Source organism: Rhizobium glycinendophyticum, from assembly GCF_006443685.1.
In the GTDB taxonomy this organism is placed as follows: domain Bacteria; phylum Pseudomonadota; class Alphaproteobacteria; order Rhizobiales; family Rhizobiaceae; genus Allorhizobium; species Allorhizobium glycinendophyticum.
In genome coordinates, this window is record NZ_VFYP01000001.1 from 745,181 (window position 1) to 762,958 (window position 17,778).

The 17,778-nt window shown below is 58.8% G+C and carries 17 protein-coding genes; 6 read left to right on the forward strand and 11 right to left on the reverse strand.

The window, feature by feature from the left end; all coding sequences use genetic code 11:
• Window positions 1-35: 35 nt before the first annotated feature.
• From FJQ55_RS03555 to FJQ55_RS03565, 3 genes are all read right to left on the reverse strand, one after another.
• Window positions 36-374, reverse strand: coding sequence for a hypothetical protein (locus FJQ55_RS03555; protein WP_246085014.1), 339 nt, complete (start codon window positions 372-374; stop codon window positions 36-38).
• 50 nt (window positions 375-424) lie between these two features.
• On the reverse strand, window positions 425-1,123 hold the full coding sequence (locus FJQ55_RS03560) for an SH3 domain-containing protein (RefSeq protein ID WP_140826324.1): 699 nt from the start codon (window positions 1,121-1,123) through the stop codon (window positions 425-427).
• A 118-nt stretch (window positions 1,124-1,241) separates the two neighbouring features.
• Entirely contained in the window at window positions 1,242-2,156 is a 915-nt protein-coding gene (locus tag FJQ55_RS03565) for a LysR family transcriptional regulator (RefSeq protein WP_140826325.1), read from the reverse strand.
• A gap of 187 nt (window positions 2,157-2,343) precedes the next feature.
• On the opposite strand from FJQ55_RS03565, the gene FJQ55_RS03570 reads away from it, so the two are divergent.
• Window positions 2,344-3,336, forward strand: a complete 993-nt coding sequence (locus FJQ55_RS03570; protein ID WP_140826326.1) for a L,D-transpeptidase — start codon at window positions 2,344-2,346, stop codon at window positions 3,334-3,336.
• Window positions 3,337-4,129: 793 nt separating this feature from the next.
• Here FJQ55_RS03570 and FJQ55_RS03575 read toward each other — a convergent pair.
• The 8 genes from FJQ55_RS03575 to FJQ55_RS03610 form a co-directional block, all read right to left on the reverse strand.
• Window positions 4,130-5,263 (reverse strand): Gfo/Idh/MocA family protein, encoded by a 1,134-nt coding sequence (locus tag FJQ55_RS03575; protein WP_167507685.1) that lies wholly within the window; start codon window positions 5,261-5,263, stop codon window positions 4,130-4,132.
• 35 nt (window positions 5,264-5,298) lie between these two features.
• Entirely contained in the window at window positions 5,299-6,198 is a 900-nt protein-coding gene (gene folD / locus FJQ55_RS03580) for a bifunctional methylenetetrahydrofolate dehydrogenase/methenyltetrahydrofolate cyclohydrolase FolD (RefSeq protein WP_140826328.1), read from the reverse strand.
• 3 nt (window positions 6,199-6,201) lie between these two features.
• Complete coding sequence (purU, locus tag FJQ55_RS03585; protein ID WP_140826329.1) at window positions 6,202-7,086, reverse strand: formyltetrahydrofolate deformylase; 885 nt, start codon at window positions 7,084-7,086, stop codon at window positions 6,202-6,204.
• A 112-nt stretch (window positions 7,087-7,198) separates the two neighbouring features.
• The gene (locus tag FJQ55_RS03590) at window positions 7,199-8,281 is read right to left on the reverse strand and encodes an ABC transporter permease (protein ID WP_140826330.1); all 1,083 of its coding nucleotides are present in this window, start codon (window positions 8,279-8,281) and stop codon (window positions 7,199-7,201) included.
• Between the two features lie 20 nt (window positions 8,282-8,301).
• Complete coding sequence (locus FJQ55_RS03595; protein WP_140826331.1) at window positions 8,302-9,855, reverse strand: sugar ABC transporter ATP-binding protein; 1,554 nt, start codon at window positions 9,853-9,855, stop codon at window positions 8,302-8,304.
• 63 nt (window positions 9,856-9,918) lie between these two features.
• Window positions 9,919-10,842 (reverse strand): sugar ABC transporter substrate-binding protein, encoded by a 924-nt coding sequence (locus FJQ55_RS03600; RefSeq protein WP_140826332.1) that lies wholly within the window; start codon window positions 10,840-10,842, stop codon window positions 9,919-9,921.
• A gap of 116 nt (window positions 10,843-10,958) precedes the next feature.
• Window positions 10,959-11,771 (reverse strand): TIM barrel protein, encoded by an 813-nt coding sequence (locus FJQ55_RS03605; RefSeq protein WP_140826333.1) that lies wholly within the window; start codon window positions 11,769-11,771, stop codon window positions 10,959-10,961.
• Window positions 11,772-11,931: 160 nt separating this feature from the next.
• The gene (locus FJQ55_RS03610; RefSeq protein ID WP_140826334.1) at window positions 11,932-12,963 is read right to left on the reverse strand and encodes a LacI family DNA-binding transcriptional regulator; all 1,032 of its coding nucleotides are present in this window, start codon (window positions 12,961-12,963) and stop codon (window positions 11,932-11,934) included.
• Between the two features lie 127 nt (window positions 12,964-13,090).
• On the opposite strand from FJQ55_RS03610, the gene FJQ55_RS03615 reads away from it, so the two are divergent.
• Genes FJQ55_RS03615 through iolG form a run of 5 tightly spaced genes read left to right on the forward strand, consistent with a single transcriptional unit; the run spans window position 13,091 to window position 17,636 of the window.
• Window positions 13,091-14,218 carry a fatty acid desaturase family protein gene (locus FJQ55_RS03615; protein WP_425467497.1) on the forward strand — a complete coding sequence of 376 codons (1,128 nt, stop codon included), beginning with the start codon at window positions 13,091-13,093 and terminating at the stop codon, window positions 14,216-14,218.
• A 43-nt stretch (window positions 14,219-14,261) separates the two neighbouring features.
• Window positions 14,262-14,576 carry a MocE family 2Fe-2S type ferredoxin gene (locus tag FJQ55_RS03620; protein ID WP_140826336.1) on the forward strand — a complete coding sequence of 105 codons (315 nt, stop codon included), beginning with the start codon at window positions 14,262-14,264 and terminating at the stop codon, window positions 14,574-14,576.
• Between the two features lies 1 nt (window position 14,577).
• Window positions 14,578-15,798 (forward strand): NAD(P)/FAD-dependent oxidoreductase, encoded by a 1,221-nt coding sequence (locus tag FJQ55_RS03625; protein ID WP_140826337.1) that lies wholly within the window; start codon window positions 14,578-14,580, stop codon window positions 15,796-15,798.
• Between the two features lie 24 nt (window positions 15,799-15,822).
• On the forward strand, window positions 15,823-16,617 hold the full coding sequence (locus FJQ55_RS03630; protein ID WP_140826338.1) for a 3-methyl-2-oxobutanoate hydroxymethyltransferase: 795 nt from the start codon (window positions 15,823-15,825) through the stop codon (window positions 16,615-16,617).
• Between the two features lie 23 nt (window positions 16,618-16,640).
• Window positions 16,641-17,636: an inositol 2-dehydrogenase gene (iolG, locus tag FJQ55_RS03635; RefSeq protein ID WP_140826339.1), complete on the forward strand. Its 996-nt coding sequence runs from the start codon at window positions 16,641-16,643 to the stop codon at window positions 17,634-17,636.
• Window positions 17,637-17,778 lie beyond the last annotated feature (142 nt).

Sequence of the window (17,778 nt, forward strand, 5' to 3'; positions counted from 1 at the left end):
ACGGTGCCGGAACGCCGGCACCGTCATCGGTCCGATCAGAGCGAACCTTCGTTCGTCAGCGACATCACGTTCGCGACCACGCCGCTGTTTGAAACGAGGCAGCGCCAGGGCGCCCGTGTCGGACCGACGCCGACGGTCACCTGAGAATTGGCTTGCGAGAAGATCATCTCCGTGATCTGCACATCGCCATTATTGGCGGTGTTCGACACGGCGGCGAGGCAAGCGCTACGGGCGGCCGGTGGAACGCTTTCGTCCATCAAAGGCTGGGTTGCCGCCGCCATCGGTGGCGATTGCGAAGAACCATCCGTGGTGCAGCCGGAGAGCACCACGGCTGCCAGGCATATGAGGCCGGTCGTCGCTAAGAACTTCATCATGTCATCTCCCCCTTTGATTGTTGACTTCGTCTTCGGTGCCTGACCCGGGCTCAGTTGCTGGCCTCGATCAGGAACCGTCCCGCCGCCCAACCGGAATCGCTGCCGTCAGGCCGAGACACCCGGCACCACCGCGTCTGCCCGGTCATCCGGCACCCGCCATTGCGAAGAATCTCGCCGTTGACAACCCGGGTCACAATCGGGCTTTGAGCGCTGGGTCGGCTGCGGATGTTCAGGGCATCGCCACGAGACACGCCAGCCACTTGAAAGAAGTCGGGGCCGCCTGAGAGCCCATCGGCAAAGTCAGGCTGGGGCGGGGCGATTGGTCTGCCGCCCGTCACTTCGATGCGCAATGTAAACCGCGCCTGTTCGTTGCGGCGCGCGGCATTGCGCATCAAGTAGACCTGGACGACATAGTCGCCGCTGTCGGGAACAATGATGTCGGCGAAATCGCCCGAGATTGACCCGTTGAACAGCGCGTCGCCACCGCCGGGGCCGAGGATATTGAAGTAGTTGCTGCCGTTGGAGCTGTCCATCGTGACGGCGAGACGCTGGCCGCCCCGGACGTTGACCCGGTAATTTGCGCCTTCATAGCCGCGGACCGTGCCACGGATGACCGTCGAACTCTGGCCTCGGCCGAATTCAACGCGAACATTCCGCTCTTGCGCGACCGCCGTTTGCGGCCCCGCATCGGCGAAGACAAGAAGCGCCGCCGCAATCACTGCACCTGAAAACGCACGCCACCGACACATCGGACATCTCCCGCTGGCAAAGCCTAGGATGGCTGTCTTGCAACCTTCCGATGTCTTCAGACTGGCATGGTGTCAGCTTGCGAACCAGTGAATTAAATTAGTCTAATATGAGAAAGTCTCATGGTTGCACCAGCTTCAAAGTCTCCTTCTGCGCGCAGCGCTGGGATTTCCCGAGCTCCTGCCTGAACCAGCGCATCAACGCGTCCAGAGCAGGCTCAGTACGGCGGCTCTCCTTGATGCAGAGGTGGTAGTCCTCGTGTGTCGGCAGCTTCGCCTGATCGAGAAGTGTCAGCTCTCCCGCATCCAGTTCGGGCTGTGCGAGGAAGTCCGGAACCAGTGCTGCGCCGAGATCCCGACGCACCATGTCGAGCGCGATCACGTAATGCGAGGCAAACAGCCATCGGCAGTCGAGCGGCAGGAGATCGGCCCTTCCCGCATATCTTGCATAGGCCTGCCAGTCGCTTCCGATCTTGCCGGGCTGCAGTTCGGTGGTGATGTAGCGGAAGCCCTTCTTTCGTGCCGCGACCGCCGAGGAGACGATAGGAACGAGATTTTCCGGCCAGAGCAGCTGTGCATGGTAGCCGCGATCCCTCGGCAGGGTCGTCACGAAGGCATCGCCCGAGGCATCGGAGAGCTCCGGATCCTGCGCATACATTAGGATCTGCAGATCGATATCCGGGTGGATCTGATAGAAGGACTGAAGCCGCGGAACGAGCCAAGCCTGAGCGAAACTGCTGCAGATCGCAAGCCGCACGCGATCGCGCGTGCCGCCGATGGCCTCGGCCAGCGAGCGGTCGATTTCGGCGAAAGCTGGCTGCAGTCGTCGCGATAGGTCACGTCCGGCGTCCGTCAATGCAATGCCGCGGCCATTTTTCTGAATCAGCCGTTCTCCGACGATTTCCCCGAGCAGACGCAACTGGTGGCTGACGGCACTTTGGGTCACTCCGAGTTCCTCCGCTGCCGCCGCCACGGAGAGATGACGGGAGACCGTTTCGAACGTGTGCAAGGCCCTGAGGTTATGCCTGAAATCCATCGCGTGATCCTTGAGGCGGCAATAAGCTCTAAGTTTGGCGCCCTCTACCCGCAGCGGGCAAGAGTGGATGCGCCTGAAACCAACGTTTCATGAGGATTATTTAAAATTCAAGAGAGAAACTCATTGGACACCCGCGGTCGGCCCTGAAATGGTCTCTCACGTCGAAATTGTGAACGAGAGATCGACTATGAGGAAGACAGATGAGGGCAGGCGCCTCTTTATGCAGGGGATGTCGGCGGTTGCGCTTCTTGCCAGTCCTGTCGCACTCCTCGCCGGCGAGGTGATGAAGGAGGTCGCGGCCCTGAAGCCCGGCGAATTCACCTGGCATCCCGAACGACAGCGTACGGGGCCAGTCGCGATCGTCGTCTCCCTGCCGGAGCAGCGCGTTCACGTCTACCGCAACGGCATCCGCATCGCCGTTTCCACCTGCTCCACCGGAAAGCCGGGCCACGAGACGCCGACCGGCGTCTTCGTCGTCCTGCAGAAAGATAAGCACCACAAGTCCAGCACCTATGACGACGCACCGATGCCGAACATGAACCGGCTGACCTGGTCCGGCATCGCGCTCCATGCCGGCAATCTGCCGGGCTATCCGGCCTCGCATGGCTGTGTGCGTCTGCCGATGGACTTTTCGGAGCGCCTGTTCGGCATCACCCATCTCGGCACACCGGTAATCATTTCAGGCACGGCGACGGACTCCTATGACATCACGCATCCGGGCATGGTGCTCGGCGCCTATGCGGCCCGGGAGTTTGAAGGCGCAGTCGCGGCACTACACGGCAAGGAGCGCCCCAACGACTGGACGGACCTGAGCAAGCAGCCGGTGGTTTCGGTGATCATGTCAACCTATGACGGGCGTGCACTATTGGTGGAGAATTCGGAGATCCGCGCAGAGGGCCAGATCACCGTCAGCGGCAGGGACAAACTCGGCAGCCATGTCTTCCTGCTGGACAGTCTCGATCAGGCCGCACAAGGCATGCGCTGGATCGCGTTTGCGAACTCGGACGAAGATGTGGGTGTGCTCAGCACGGCCGCTAACGTGCTCTCCCGCATCTCGGCCGAGGCGCCTTTCGTCACAACCATGCAAAAGGTCCTGCATCCCGGCGCCATCCTTATCCTCACCGACGCGCCGCTTGCCCCCGACAGCCGATCAGGCAAGGATTTCGTGATCATGACTTAAGTTGGGTGGGACTGACTAGCCCCGAGTTTCACCTATGCGACCGCGATGTCCCTCCACCACGCGAGCCGAAGTATCATGCTCACATGACCGCAGTGAACGGTAGAGCTGACTGTGAAGCCGTAGCCACCGGTAAGCAAGAGCTAGCATGATACCTTCATCATGAGGCGATCTGTGAAGCCTACGCAGAGAACGGGGTTGTCCGTTCGTTCAGCACCCCATTCAATAAGTTTCGACGACGTGCCGTCGCTGGTCGCGCAGGCTGTACACGCTGCAGGCGGCGAGGATGTATGGGCAGAACTCAATCCCGAGAGGAGGCGAAAAAAGGAAGGCGCGGCAAAGCGACAGCTCAATGGGTGGTTGTGGCTAAAATGACCGCGGATCGCCTCAATCAATCTGACGCGAACGGTCATATCAGCGGTGGGTTAAGGAGATAAAGGAAATGATCGCAGCCGTTGGCGAGTAGTAGCGCATCGAGGTACAAGACGCGGTACAGGTTGAGGTACGCATCGCCCGCTGAGGGATTGATTTCTTGCTTTAGAAGAATTGGCTGGGGGTCTGCAATATCACATGATTTCAAAGGTTTAAAAAATCGCCTTTGATTTCCCTATGTTTTCCTGCCGCGAGCGACCGTGGGTGCCATCTTTGTGCCCTGGCTTTGGGCCGACGTCAACATGGCGGGAGCGGCAATTATTTTCGCTCGGAATGTATCGTAAGCGGTTACAAGCTCGGTCTCAAACGCCGCGACGCACAGCGTCCTTGCTAGCGAAGAGTTCGCCGTTGAGCGTCTGAGGGATCATGGCAAGTCAATGTACTCGATCTTGACCCACGTGCCCGATACTGCCGATCGTGCCGCCGCATGCACGGTGCGCTCTATTTCGAGGCCACGCTCGAAGTCGATGACATAGGCATCGTGTTCGCCGGAGATCGCCCTGAGCAACTCATGGCATTCGATCACCTTGAGTTCGTTGAACCCCAAACCATGACCTGGGGCAGGGATAAACTGGCGATAGGGCACATGAGGCGGCGCCGCGAGTATCGTACGGTAGCCCTGAAGGTCAGCCGGATCTTCGGCCGAATAGATCTGCAGCTCATTCATCCTCTCCTGATCGTAGAGGATTGATCCTTTTGATCCAAAGATCTGCAGCGCAATTCGACCTTTCCTGCCCCAGGCTGAGCGGTTGACCATCAGCACACCCGAAGCGCCGAACTCAGTTCTAAACAGAGCCTGGGCTATGTCGTGGTTCTCCACCGGACGACGAGCACCGTCACTTGTCGGCCTTTCCGGATAGGGTTTGGCCATATCGGCGACGACGGAGGTGATGCGTCCGTGGAGGACTGCCAGCAGCGAAAGCGGGTGAACCGCGAAGTCATCGAGCACGCCATATCCCGATTTCTTTTCACTCTTCCAGTAGAAGGGCTGGCTAGGATCAGCCATGAAGTCTTCATCCATCTCTAGCCGGATGTGGTTGACTTTGCCGATCCTGCCTTCGGCAATCAGATTGCGCGCATGCCGGATCATGGGGTTCTGGATGTAGTTGTATCCGAGGATCGCCGTCTTGCTTGAGCGTCTTGCTGCATCTCGCATGCGAATGGCATCTTCGAGAGAAGTAGCCATCGGTTTTTCACACCAGACGTGTTTGCCGGCTTCCAATGCCGCCACTGCCATATCGGCGTGAAACTGGTTCGGGGCTGCAATGGAAACCACATCGACTGCGGGATCGGAAATCAGGTCGCGCCAATCTCCGGTCCCTCGGCCGAAACCAAATGCATCAGCCTGCTCACGCGCAAGTTCCGGTGTTGCATCGGCGAGTGCGACGAGCCGCGGACGGTCGACGTCCGGAAAGACCGTCGCCACAGAAGCCCATGCAAGGGCATGGCATTTGCCCATGTAGCCAGAACCAATCAACCCCACACCCAGTCCCATCACGCCCTCCCAGCGGTTAGAGTCTCATTCGAACGCTATCAGAAGCTAGGTGCTGCGACACCCGCCCGGCGATGGGCAGCGATCACGGTGTTGGCCATCAGCATGGCAATCGTCATCGGTCCGACACCGCCGGGAACCGGGGAAATGGCCTTGGCGATCGGCTTGCATTCGGCAAAGGCGACATCGCCAACCAGCTTGAACTTGCCCTCGCCCTTTTCCGGAGCTGCAACGCGATTGATGCCGACATCTATGACGGTCGCGCCCGGCTTCAGCCAGTCGGCCTTGACCATTTCGGCACGCCCGACGGCGGCCACCAGAATGTCGGCCTGACGGGCGAGCTCCGGCAGATCGCGGCTCTTCGAATGGCCGATCGTGACGGTGGCGCTGGCATTCAGTAGGAGCTGCGCCATCGGCTTGCCGAAGAGGTTCGAGCGGCCGATAACAAGTGCATTGAGGCCCGAGAGATCCTTGCCGTGGATCTGGCGCACCAGGATCATGGCGCCGGCCGGCGTGCAGGAGAGAAGACCGGTCTTCAGGTCGCCGGTGGCGAGCTTGCCGGCGTTGACGACATGCAGGCCGTCGACATCCTTCTCCGGCAGAATCGACTGGATGACCGGCTCGCTGTCGAGATGTTTCGGAAGCGGGAGCTGGACCAGGATCCCGTCAATCTCGGGGTCGGCATTCAGCGCGGCGACCAGCGCCATCAGGTCTTCCTGCGAGGTCTCTTCGGGCAGCGTGTGCTGGATGGAGTTGAAGCCGCACTGCTTGGCCATGCGGCTCTTCGCGCTGACATAAGCGTGGCTTGCCGGGTCGTCACCGACGATGACGACGGCAAGGCCGGGTTTGCGATGGCCGGAACTTTCGAGCGTCGTTGCCGCTGAGGTTACCGCTTCGATGACCGAAGCGGCGGCTGCCTTTCCGTCGATGACAACAGTCATGGATCACCCCATGCGCTCGGAGGCAAAGGAGCCCGGGCTTGCCGGGAAGACGACAGTCCGGTTGCCATTGATAAAGGTCCGGTGGTGAATATGCGCATGGATCGCGCGCGCCAGTACTTGGCTTTCGACGTCGCGGCCGATCGAGACGTAATCTTCCGCCGACTGCGCATGGGTGATGCGAGCGACGTCCTGCTCGATGATCGGACCTTCGTCGAGATCAGCCGTGACGTAGTGGGCGGTTGCCCCGATAAGCTTCACCCCGCGCTCGAAGGCCTGCTTGTAGGGGTTGGCGCCTTTGAAGGACGGCAGGAAGGAGTGGTGGATGTTGATGATCTTCCCGGACATCTTCTTGCACATGTCATCCGAGAGGACCTGCATGTAGCGGGCGAGCACGATGACTTCGGTGCCGGTCTGCTCTACGAGATCCATGATCCGGGCTTCGGCTTCCGGCTTGTTTTCCTTCGTGACCTTGATGTGGTGGAAGGGGATGTCATGGTTCACAACGACCTTCTGGTAGTCGAAATGATTGGAGACGACGCCGACGATCTCGATCGGCAGCGCGCCAATCTTCCAGCGGTAGAGCAGGTCGTTTAGGCAGTGGCCGAAGCGCGAGACCATCAAGAGCACCTTCATGCGCTTGGCGGCATCGTAGAGATTCCAGGTCATGCCGAATTTCTCGGCGACGGGACCGAAGCCCTTTTCGAGCTTGCCTTCGTTCGCCCCTTCCTCGGAAATGAAGGAGACGCGCATGAAGAACTGGCCGGTGTGGAGATCGTCAAACTGGGAGCTGTCGACGATGTTGCAGCCCTGGTCGGCGAGATAACCCGAAATCGCCGCTACAATGCCGCGAGAGGACTGGCAGGATACGGTCAGCACATAGTTCTTCATTGATGTCCAATGCTCCAAGACGTCGAGATGTAAGGGGAGGGGACAGAAAATTGGGAGGGAGGCGATGCGAGCTCCCCCGAGCCGCATCGCCTCCTCGCGCTTGACGAGATGATCAGGCGCGAGATTTTTTCTTCTGGCGGTGCACATCGATGACCACGGCTGCAACGATGATCGCGCCCTTGACGATCTCCTGGTAGTAAGCACCCACCTTCAGGAAGGTGAAGCCGGAGGTCACAACACCCAGGATGATGGTACCAATTACTGTTCCGGTAATACGGCCGATGCCGCCCGTAAGTGAGGTACCGCCAATGACCGCAGCAGCAATTGCGTCAAGCTCAAACGAAACGCCCATATTCGGCTGGCCGGACTGAGCGCGCGCTGCCAGCATCACACCCGCAAGTCCAGATAAAAGGCCAGCGACAGCGTAGACCTTTATCAGGTGCTTGCCGATGTCGATGCCGGAGACACGGGCAGCTTGCGGGTTTGCACCAATAGCATAGGTGAATTTGCCATAGCGCGTGTAGCAGAGTGCGATGTGACAGATTGTGGCGACGATGAAGAAGACGATCACCGTGCGCGGTACTGGAAAGCCCCAGAGATCGAAGCTCTGACCAAGCCAGGTGAAGTTCTCGTTCAGGAGAGCCACCGGTTGCCCTTCGGTGTACCACTTGGCCAGGCCACGTGCAGAAACCATCATCCCAAGTGTTGCGATGAAGGGCGGAATTCCGGTCTTGGCGATGATGAGTCCGTTGATATAGCCGAGCAGGGCTCCAAGCAGGATACCAGTCAAAACTGGCCATAGCGGACTGGAGTCGATGAACCAGTTCAAGCCGAAGGCAGCATATTCTGGTTGAAGGAAGACGGCCCGGGCATTGAGCGAAGTCTGGGCGAAACTTGCCACGACCATCGCGATAAAGCCCACCATTGATCCCGACGACAAATCGATGCCGCCCGTGATGATGACCTGGGTAACGCCGACCGCAATGATGCCTGTGACGGCGACCTGCAATACGATGATCGACAAGCGCTGCTTGTTGCCTAGAAAACTCTCTCCGACGACGTACCAGCCGATGATTTCGAAGACGAGTGCAATCCCGATCAAGACGGCCAGAATGGAGAACTCTGGCGGCAAACGGCGTACCTTTTTCAGGCCCGTCTTCGACGTCTCGCCCAGTTCATTGGTGGCATCTGACATGATTTCCTCCCGGCTGGTCGTCAACGCGACGCCAGCTCCATGATTTTGACTTGGTCCGCTTCCGCTCGGTCCAGAATTCCTGTGACCCGCCCTTCATGCAGCACGACAATCCTGTCGCTCATTCCGAGCACCTCTGGCATTTCCGACGAGATCATGATGATTGCGACCCCCTGACCCGCCAGTTGCGAGATCAGGCGGTGGATTTCGGCTTTTGCGCCAACGTCGATGCCGCGGGTCGGTTCGTCGAGAATTAGAATTTTCGGATTTGTCATCAGCCACCGACAGATCAGCACCTTCTGCTGATTGCCGCCGGAAAGGTTGATGATAGGTTCGTTCATATCAGGCGTGCGCACGCGAAGCCGGTTGGCCATATCGGATGCTGCTTTGGCCAATGCCTGTTGTTGGACAAAGCCGAAATTCACGTATCGCTGCTGGAGCACCGCCATCTGGGCGTTCTCCTGAATATTGAGGAGAAGGAAGCAGCCTGTTTCCTTGCGATCCTCTGTGAGAAAAGCCATGCCATGGCTCATGGCGACCGAAGGCGACGAGACCTGCACCGGCTTGCCGAAGAGTTCGATGACACCTGCGTCGGCAGGCGTCACACCAAAGATAGTTTCGGCAACATTTGAGCGGCCGGAGCCGACAAGACCCGCAAAACCTAAGATCTCACCCGCCCGCAGCTCGAATGACACATCGCGGAAAACGCCATTCAGAGTGAGGCTTTTCGCAGAAAGGACGACCTCGCCGATTTTGGCCGGCTCTTTCGGGAACATTTGTGTGATCTCGCGGCCCACCATCATGCGAATGATGTCGTCGCGTGTCACATCGGCCGAGTTGCAGGTCGCGATGTATTTGCCATCGCGGAATACCGAGAACTCATCCGCAATCTCGAAGAGTTCATTCATCTTGTGGGTGATGTAGATGATCCCCTTTCCATCCTCGCGAAGCGACCGAATGATCCGGAAAAGGTGGTTGACCTCCTTCTCGGTGAGGGCAGATGTCGGCTCGTCCATGATGAGGACGTCGGAATCGAAGGAAACTGCCTTGGCGATCTCGACCATTTGACGACTAGCGACACTGAGTTTGCCCACCTTGATATCTGGATCAATGTCGATGCCAAGGCGGTCAAATAGCGCTGCAGTACGACGGTTCATCTCGGCATGGTCGACGAGGCCAAACCGCCTCAGCGGCTCGCGTCCTATCCAGATATTCTCCGAGACGGTCATGGGTGCCATCAGGTTCAGCTCCTGATGGATCATCGCAATGCCGTTCTGCAGGGCATCGAGCGGGTTTTTGAGTCGAATATCAACGCCGCGCAGCTTGAAGCTGCCGCTGTCTGGCGAGTAGATCCCGGCAAGGATCTTCATCAAGGTCGACTTGCCAGCGCCATTTTCCCCCATCAGAGCATGCACCGTGCCGCGTCGCAGCTTTAGCTGCACATCGTCGAGAGCAACGACGCCCGGAAATTCTTTCCGCACATCTGAGACCTCAAGCAGGTATTCACTATGTGGGACGGCCCCGCTGGCCCGTACGGCCTGCATTGTCTGTGGGCTCAATGCCTGTGTTCGTGCCATCTCAGATCCTCCCCGAATGACAGACCCGCCGCCTTGGTGACGGCGAGCCTCTTCATCCTTGCATCAGTTCTTGGTGACGAACTGATCCATGTTTTCAGGCGTGACGAGCTGGAAGGGGATCCAGACCTTGGCATCTACCTTGTCACCCTTGGCGAGCTTGATGGCGGCATCGACCGCACCTGCACCCTGACCGAAAGCGTCCTGGAAAACCGTCACATCGAGATCACCTGCCTTCATGTAGGCGAGGGCTTCCTGGGTGGCATCGATGCCTGCAACCACGACCTCATTCATGCCCCAGCCAGCGGCCTTCATGGCATTGATAGCGCCGATTGCCATGTTGTCGTTGTTGGCGATGACAGCAGCCGGCTTGTGACCAGCCGCAATCCAGTTGGTCATCAGATCCTGCGCCTTGACTGGATCCCAGACAGCAGTCTGTTCGTCGAGGATCTTCATCCCGGCGCAGTCGGGGGTCGCAATCACGTCATGGATATCCTTGGTCCGCTGAACGGCTGCCTGGTTGGCGAGGTCGCCGACCATGACAAGAATGTCTCCCTTACCGCCGAGAATGCGGCAGACTTCCTTGGTTTGCAGAGTACCGGATTCGACTTCGTCCGATGCGACGAAAGCGCCCTTGGGACCCAGTGCGTCAACGTCAGACGGCATGCGGTTGACGTAGACGATCGGAATCCCGGCGTCATTGGCCAGCTTGGTCATCGGAGCGGTCGCCGACGTGTCGACGGCGTTGACGATGATCGCGTCGACCTTGGATGCGATGAAGTTCTGGATCTGCGAAAGCTGCTTCTGGACATCGTCGTCGGCGATTTCGATCTGAACAGGCTGGCTTGCGTCACCAGCAGCTTTCTCGATGCCCTTGCGCAGGACAGTCAGGAAGGTGTCAGAGTTCGCCATGGAGACGCCGATATTGCCTGCCATTGCGCTGGATGCCATCAGCACGCCCAGAAGGGCGCCTGCTACGAGTTTCTTCATTTGTCATTCCTCCACATGTTGTGCGGTGCCCGGCAACACCCCTGAAAGCCGGCACGCCTCCTCCCCGGAGGCAATTCGCCCGGACGCCCAACTCCTCCTGGCCGTTCGGGATTTGATCAGAGCGTATTTCTCACGAAGTCCATGCTGCCCTTAACGAGACCGACGACGTCGGATGTGGCATGGACCGAAGGGGAGAAAGGCTCAAAAGAGAAGGGGCCCACGTAGCCCTGTGCCAGCATCGCGCGGATCTGGACGACATTGCCGAGGCGATCTAAGTCTGTGACCATCACCCGATGAGGGTCGCGCATGTCGTCTACGCTGACCTGAGCGTCGTCCACTCCAGATATGTGCACCAAGCCCGTCATGGCCGGGAATAGCTCTGGTTCGCCTGCTAGCTCGTGGTGGAAGGTATCGTGCACAAGCCGGAAACGATCGACCCCGTTAGTAGCATCGATGGCATCGACTGCTTCCTTCTTGGAGCGCAGCGAGCAGATCTGAAAGCCTAGCGGTTCGACCAGACCAATGATGCCGGCCTGCTCGAGGATCGGCTTCAGTCCTTTAAGGGCTACACGAAGATTGCCCTGACGTTCGCCTTCGAGCTTGCCCGAGCCATCGTTGACTGGAACGAGAACGAGTGCTTTGGCTCCGCATGCCGCAGCATAGGTTGCAAGGCTACGCGCCTCTTCCTCGCGCGCCGGAGTCCATTCGTTGAAGCGCTGAAGGGCATTGATGGAAATGATTTCCGCACCCTCTGCTGCGGCGAGCTCTCGTACTTGGTACGGCGAGGTCCCGTCTAGGATGGCATTGCCTGAAAGGTCGTTGCGGATCTCAAACTGGTGGATGCCAAGAGTTTTGCCAAGCTTGAAAAAGGCGCCAAGCGGCATCTGTGGCGCAACCATGTGGTTGAGCGCGAAAGTGGGCGCAGCCATGAAGATTCTCCCGAGGTGTCTGGCAGGCCCTCGGTTCCTCCTCAGGGCCGCTGACGTCGAAATCATCAGGTTTCATGACGTTCGTCAAAGCGGAAATGGAGGTATTCTATTTCATTCATGATAGAATTTGCCGATTGGCATGATGGAATTCTATCTTCTCCTAGATATTCTCGGGTACGTAGAGCTCCAGGGGAAGGAATGTTTGTCCAGGAGCGGTGGCCGGACCGCTGTCCACAGCCTCCACCATCAATTGAACCAGTTCTCGGCAAAGGTTTGCGAGCGGAGTGGCGATGGCCATGGTCACGACCTCATCTGCGAGCGCAGCGCGGGAGATAGGTGTTAGTTCGTTGACCACAACAATGTGCTTTCCGCCGAGCTTTTCTTCCCTGATGGCGGAGATAGCGCCTTCCATGCCGCCACCCGCAACGTAGAAGCCAACGAGATCGGGGTGGCGCAGCAGCAGATCGAGCGTTGCTTCATGCGTAATCTGTACGGTCTCGAGGTTTACTAGGGTATCGAGAACCTCGAAGTCAGGAGCATGTTCGCGAAAGTAGGAGCGAAAGCCGATCTCACGCAGCTCGTGCCCGTGAAACCGATGACTGCCTACGAAAACCGCGACTTTACCTGGCTTTTTCGCGGTCTTGGCAATCATCCAGGCTGCCGTTCTCCCGGCTTTCCGGTTGTTCAGACCGACATATCCCTCCCGAATGCCGGAGGCAAAGTCCGACAGCAGCGAGAACACCGGCACGCCTTTCGCCTTCAGTTCTTCGACGACCACAGACAGAGCGGGATAGTCAGGCGCAGTCATTGCGACGGCCTGGTTCCGTCCGCCTACCTCCCGAAGCTTGTCTGCCAGTTCAGAAGGTGTCTGAGATGTGCAGAAATCGATCTGCGCGACACCCCGTATTCCGGGATGGTTCTGCACTGCGATCTCAATCTCGCGCGCGAACGCCTGGTAGAAATGATGATCCGGCTTCTGCAGCACGAATCCCAACTTGTATTGGGGCAGTCCCTCGAAAACTCGCTGCCTGAGCAAGCCGACTGCATGGAAGCCGATCTCGTTTGCTGCGTCGTAAACCCGTCTTGCTGTATCTTCCCGCACTTTGTGTCGACCGTTCAGCACACGGTCGACGGTCGCAACGCTTACGCCTGCCGCTTTCGCGAGGTCGGCAATAGTGGGACGCGATGCCATACCCGTTCCTTTCTGAGGTCATTCTATCATCTGTAGACGTCTATATGATGTGAAATGATAGAATATATCAAGGCCCCATTGAGTGGATCGAAATCCGCGATATTCCTTCTGGCATTCGTCAAGCGAAATGGTCCGGCCAGAACCGGACAGGCAGGAGGAAGTCGTGGCGAGCACAGCAAGCAAGAGAGATTACAGCCTTTTGGGACGTGATGCCCGGGCAGCGGTTGCCAATGGGCTTTCGGCGGCCGAGTGGTATCACACCGATGTTCCTCGCAAGCAGATGAAGGAATTGATGAAGCGCGAGGATGGCCCGGCTATTCGCGACACTGCGATTTGGCTCGGTGCCATGATCGTCTTCGGAGGCCTTGGCGTTTATTTCTGGGGCAGCTTTTGGGCGATCCCATTCTTCCTCGCCTACGGCGTGCTTTACGGGTCGGCATCTGACAGCCGGTGGCACGAATGCGGTCATGGCACGGCCTTCAAGACGATGTGGATGAATAACGTCGTCTACCAGATCGCCTGCTTCATGATCATGCGCAATCCGGTCACCTGGCGTTGGAGCCACACCCGGCATCACACCGATACCGTTATCGTTGGTCGAGACCCGGAAATCGCCGTCATGCGTCCGCCGGATCTTGTGCGGCTGGTCCTCAACTTCTTTGGTCTGCTCGATACCTGGCACGCTCTGATCGACATGGTTCGTAATGCCTTCGGGGTGATCAGCGCTGAAGAAAAGACGTTCGTTCCTGAAAGCGAACAGCCGAAGGCCATCCGGGTCGCGCGCATCTGGCTGGCGATCTATCTTGCAACGGGAGCAGTCGCCGTCTACCTGGGATCGATCCTGCCCTTCATGTTGATAGGTCTGCCGCGTCTCTACGGCGCCTGGCATCACGTGATGACGGGCCTGCTGCAGCATGGTGGCCTTGCGGACAATGTCATCGATCATCGGCTCAACAGCCGGACCGTCTACATGAACCCGATCAGTCGGTTCATTTACTGGAACATGAACTACCACGTCGAACACCACATGTTTCCGATGGTGCCCTATCACGCGCTGCCCAAGCTGCACGCCATGATCAAGGATGACCTGCCAGCGCCGAACCCCTCGATCCTCCATGGCTATCGCGAGATGATCCCGGCCTTCCTGCGCCAGCTCCGCAATGAGGATTACTTCCTCAAGCGGCAACTGCCGCCGACCGCCAAGCCGTATCGCGAAGACTTTCATGGCGAGGCTATGGCCCCAGCGGCCGAGTAAAACGGGCTGGCTTTCAAGAATTCAGAATGGGGAGGAGAACGCAATGAGCAATTGGATTGACGTCTGCGAGGCGGACGAAATCGACGAAGAGGATGTCGTGCGCTTCGACCACGAGGGCAAGAGCTTCGCTGTCTATCGCAGCCCGGAGGACACATACCATGCAACCGACGGCCACTGCACGCATGAGCATGTTCATCTGGCAGATGGTCTGGTGATGAACGACATCATCGAATGTCCGAAACACAACGGTCGCTTCAACTACAAGACGGGCGAGGCTAAGGGCGCTCCCGTTTGCGTCAACCTGAAGACCTATCCTGTGAAGGTCGAAGGCGGTCGCGTGTTGATCCAGGTCGGCTAACATGGCCAACTCCGGCATGGTCATTGTTGGCGCGGGCGAAGCGGGTGTCCGCGCCGCCTTCGCCTTACGCGAACAAGGATATCAGGGGACGATCAGCCTCATCGGAGATGAGCCCCATTTGCCGTATGAGCGGCCGCCCCTGTCAAAGGCAGGAGCCGAGGCCGAAATCGTGCGGGCAATCGTTGCCGAGGCCCGGTTCGCCGAAGCAGGAATCTCGTACCGCCGGGGGGCTCGCGTTTGCGCCATCGAGCGCACCGCGCATTCACTGCTTTTAGACAGCGGCGAAACGCTCGCTTATGAGCGACTGCTTCTGGCAACAGGGGCTTCGCCACGAAAGCTACCCGGTCTGCACTTTGGGACACGCATTCACGCCCTACGGACTGTAGAGCAGGCTGCTGCCATTCGTGGCGCGATGCGGCAGGGCCAGCACCTCGCCATCCTGGGCGGAGGCTTCATCGGCTTGGAACTTGCAGCCATGGGCCGGCACCTTGGAGCCATGGTGACCCTGATCGAAATGCAGCCGCGTGTGCTGATGCGCGGTGTGCCAGAACGACTGGCTCTGGCACTTCAGGCTCGCCACGAGGAAGAGGGCGTCAACATTGTCTGTGGCGTGGGGGTCGCGAGCATCGTTGAGGACGAAGAACGTGTGATCATTAGCCTCGTCGACGGACGGCATATCCACGCTGATGCACTGGTGGTGGGGATTGGCGCAGAGCCTAATACCGCTCTGGCCGGACAAGCCGGGCTGGCCCTCGAAAACGGCATCGCAGTCGATGATCATCTGCGCACTGACGATCCGGACATTTTCGCGGCCGGTGACTGCTGCTCCTATCCTGTTGCAGTTTATGGCGGCCGACGCGTTAGGCTCGAATCCTGGAGAAACGCTCAGGAGCAGGGCAGCGCGGCGGCAGCCAACATGCTCGGCAGGGCCGAAGCTTTCGACGCCGTACCCTGGTTCTGGTCGGATCAATATGACTTGACGCTGCAGGTGGCCGGCTTAGCCGACGGCGCCGTCGCAACTGTTGCTCGCCCCTTGTCCGATGACGCGGAAATCCTCTTTCACCTCGATGGTGATGGAAGACTTCTCGCAGCCAGCGGCCTTGGCCGGGGAGGCGCCGTTGCGCGCGATATACGGCTTGCTGAGATGTTGATCGCGCGTCGGGCACATCCGGATCCAGCAGCGCTCGCCGACCCTGCTGTCAAACTCAAATCCCTTTTGTAGGCGCCAAGCGCCAAAGGAATATCCATGAAATCGAAACGTCCCACTGTCGCCGACATCCTGGCACTCAAGGGCAAGCGGCAATTGAGCATGTTGCGGGTTGTCACGCTCGAAGAGGCAGAGGCTGCTGAAAAGGCCGGGATCGAAATGGTCTCCGTTCCCCCGGCCTTGCTCGGACCAGCCTTCCGCGAAGCGGCCCCGACGGTGTTTGCTGTTCCAGGCCTGGAATACGGCGACTTCATTACAGCGGAGGAGTATCTCCGAGCCGCCTTCCAGGCGATGCGAGCGGGCGGCGATGCCGTCTATTGCGCAGCCAGCCTCGGCATTATTCGCAGGCTGCGTGACGAAGGCATCCCGGTCTGCAGTCATGTCGGCCTCATCCCCTCGAAGGCAACCTGGACCGGCGGTTTCAAGGCTGTCGGTAAGACGGCCGAAAGCGCGCTTTCGATCTGGATGGCGGTCCAGGCCCTGGAAGAGGCGGGGGCTTTCGCAGCGGAAATCGAGGTCGTTCCGTCAGAAGTCGCCGCAATCATCAGTGCAAAGACCTCGCTCTTCATGATTTCCATGGGCGCGGGCGCTGGCTGTGATGCGCAGTATCTTTTCGCTGACGACGTGCTCGGCCAAACCCGTGGCCACGTCCCACGTCATGCCAAGACTTATCGCAATTTCGCGGCGGAGTACGACCGCCTTCAGCAAGAGCGGATTGCCGCTTTCCGCGAATTTCGTCACGACGTCGAAAGCGGCGCCTATCCTGCTGATCGACATAATGTCGGTGTGCCAGCCGACGAACTCGCCCGCTTCAACACCATGATCAACGGCTGACCGAGCCGATAGGAGAGAAGACCATGACCGTAAACTTCGCCCTTCTGGGCGCGGGCCGTATCGGACGCGTCCATGCCAAGGCTGTCGGCAGCAATCCGGATGCAAAGCTAGTCGCCGTGGCCGATGCTTTTCCGGCCGCCGCCCAATCAATCGCGGCTCAGCATGGCGCAGAGGTTCGCACCATTGATGAAATCGAAGCGGCCCGCGACATCCATGCAGTGATCATCTGCACACCGACCGATACCCACGCCGACCTGATCGAAAAGTTTGCGAGGGCAGGCAAAGCGATCTTTTGCGAGAAGCCAGTGGACCTGGACATAGCTCGCGTCAAAGCGTGCATCGACGTCGTCAAGGAGACAGACGCGAAGCTGATGGTTGGCTTCAACCGCCGCTTCGATCCCCATTTCATGGCGGTCAAGCAGGCGATAGACGACGGCCGTGTCGGGAAGGTTGAAATGATCACCATCACGTCCCGCGATCCCGGTCCGCCGCCACTTGACTATATTAGCCGTTCCGGCGGCATCTTCCGCGATATGACAATCCACGATTTCGACATGGCGCGCTTCCTATTGGATGGTGAAGAGATCGCATCTGTCTCTGCTCACGCTGCTGTTCTGGTCGATCCTGCTATTGGCGCTGCAGGAGACCACGACAGTGTGACCGTAATCCTCGAGACGGTCACCGGGCGCCAGGCTGTGATTTCGAACTCGCGACGCGCCACATATGGCTATGACCAGCGCATCGAAGTTCACGGCTCATTCGGTTCGGCCAGCGCGGAAAACCAGCGCCCGATCTCGATTGAGGTGGCGACTGCCGAAGGCTATACCCGCCCGCCGCTGCACGACTTCTTCATGACCCGCTACACCGAAGCCTACGCCAATGAAATAGCCGGGTTTATTGCTGCGATCGAAAGCGGGGCGTTGATCTCGCCCAGCGGTGAAGATGGCCTGCTTGCACTTCAGCTCGCTGACGCGGCACTGGAAAGCGTTCGGACCGGCCGGCGGGTCACCTTGGGCTAAAGCCGCTCGGGCGAGCGTTTAAAGCGTCTGGCTCTTTCATAAGATTGGGCCGGACCTGCTGCACTGGCGCGTTGGTTATACAGTGGAAGCGGACAACACCCGTCACCCAAAGCTCGTTATGAATACAGCGGGTCCCCAGCCA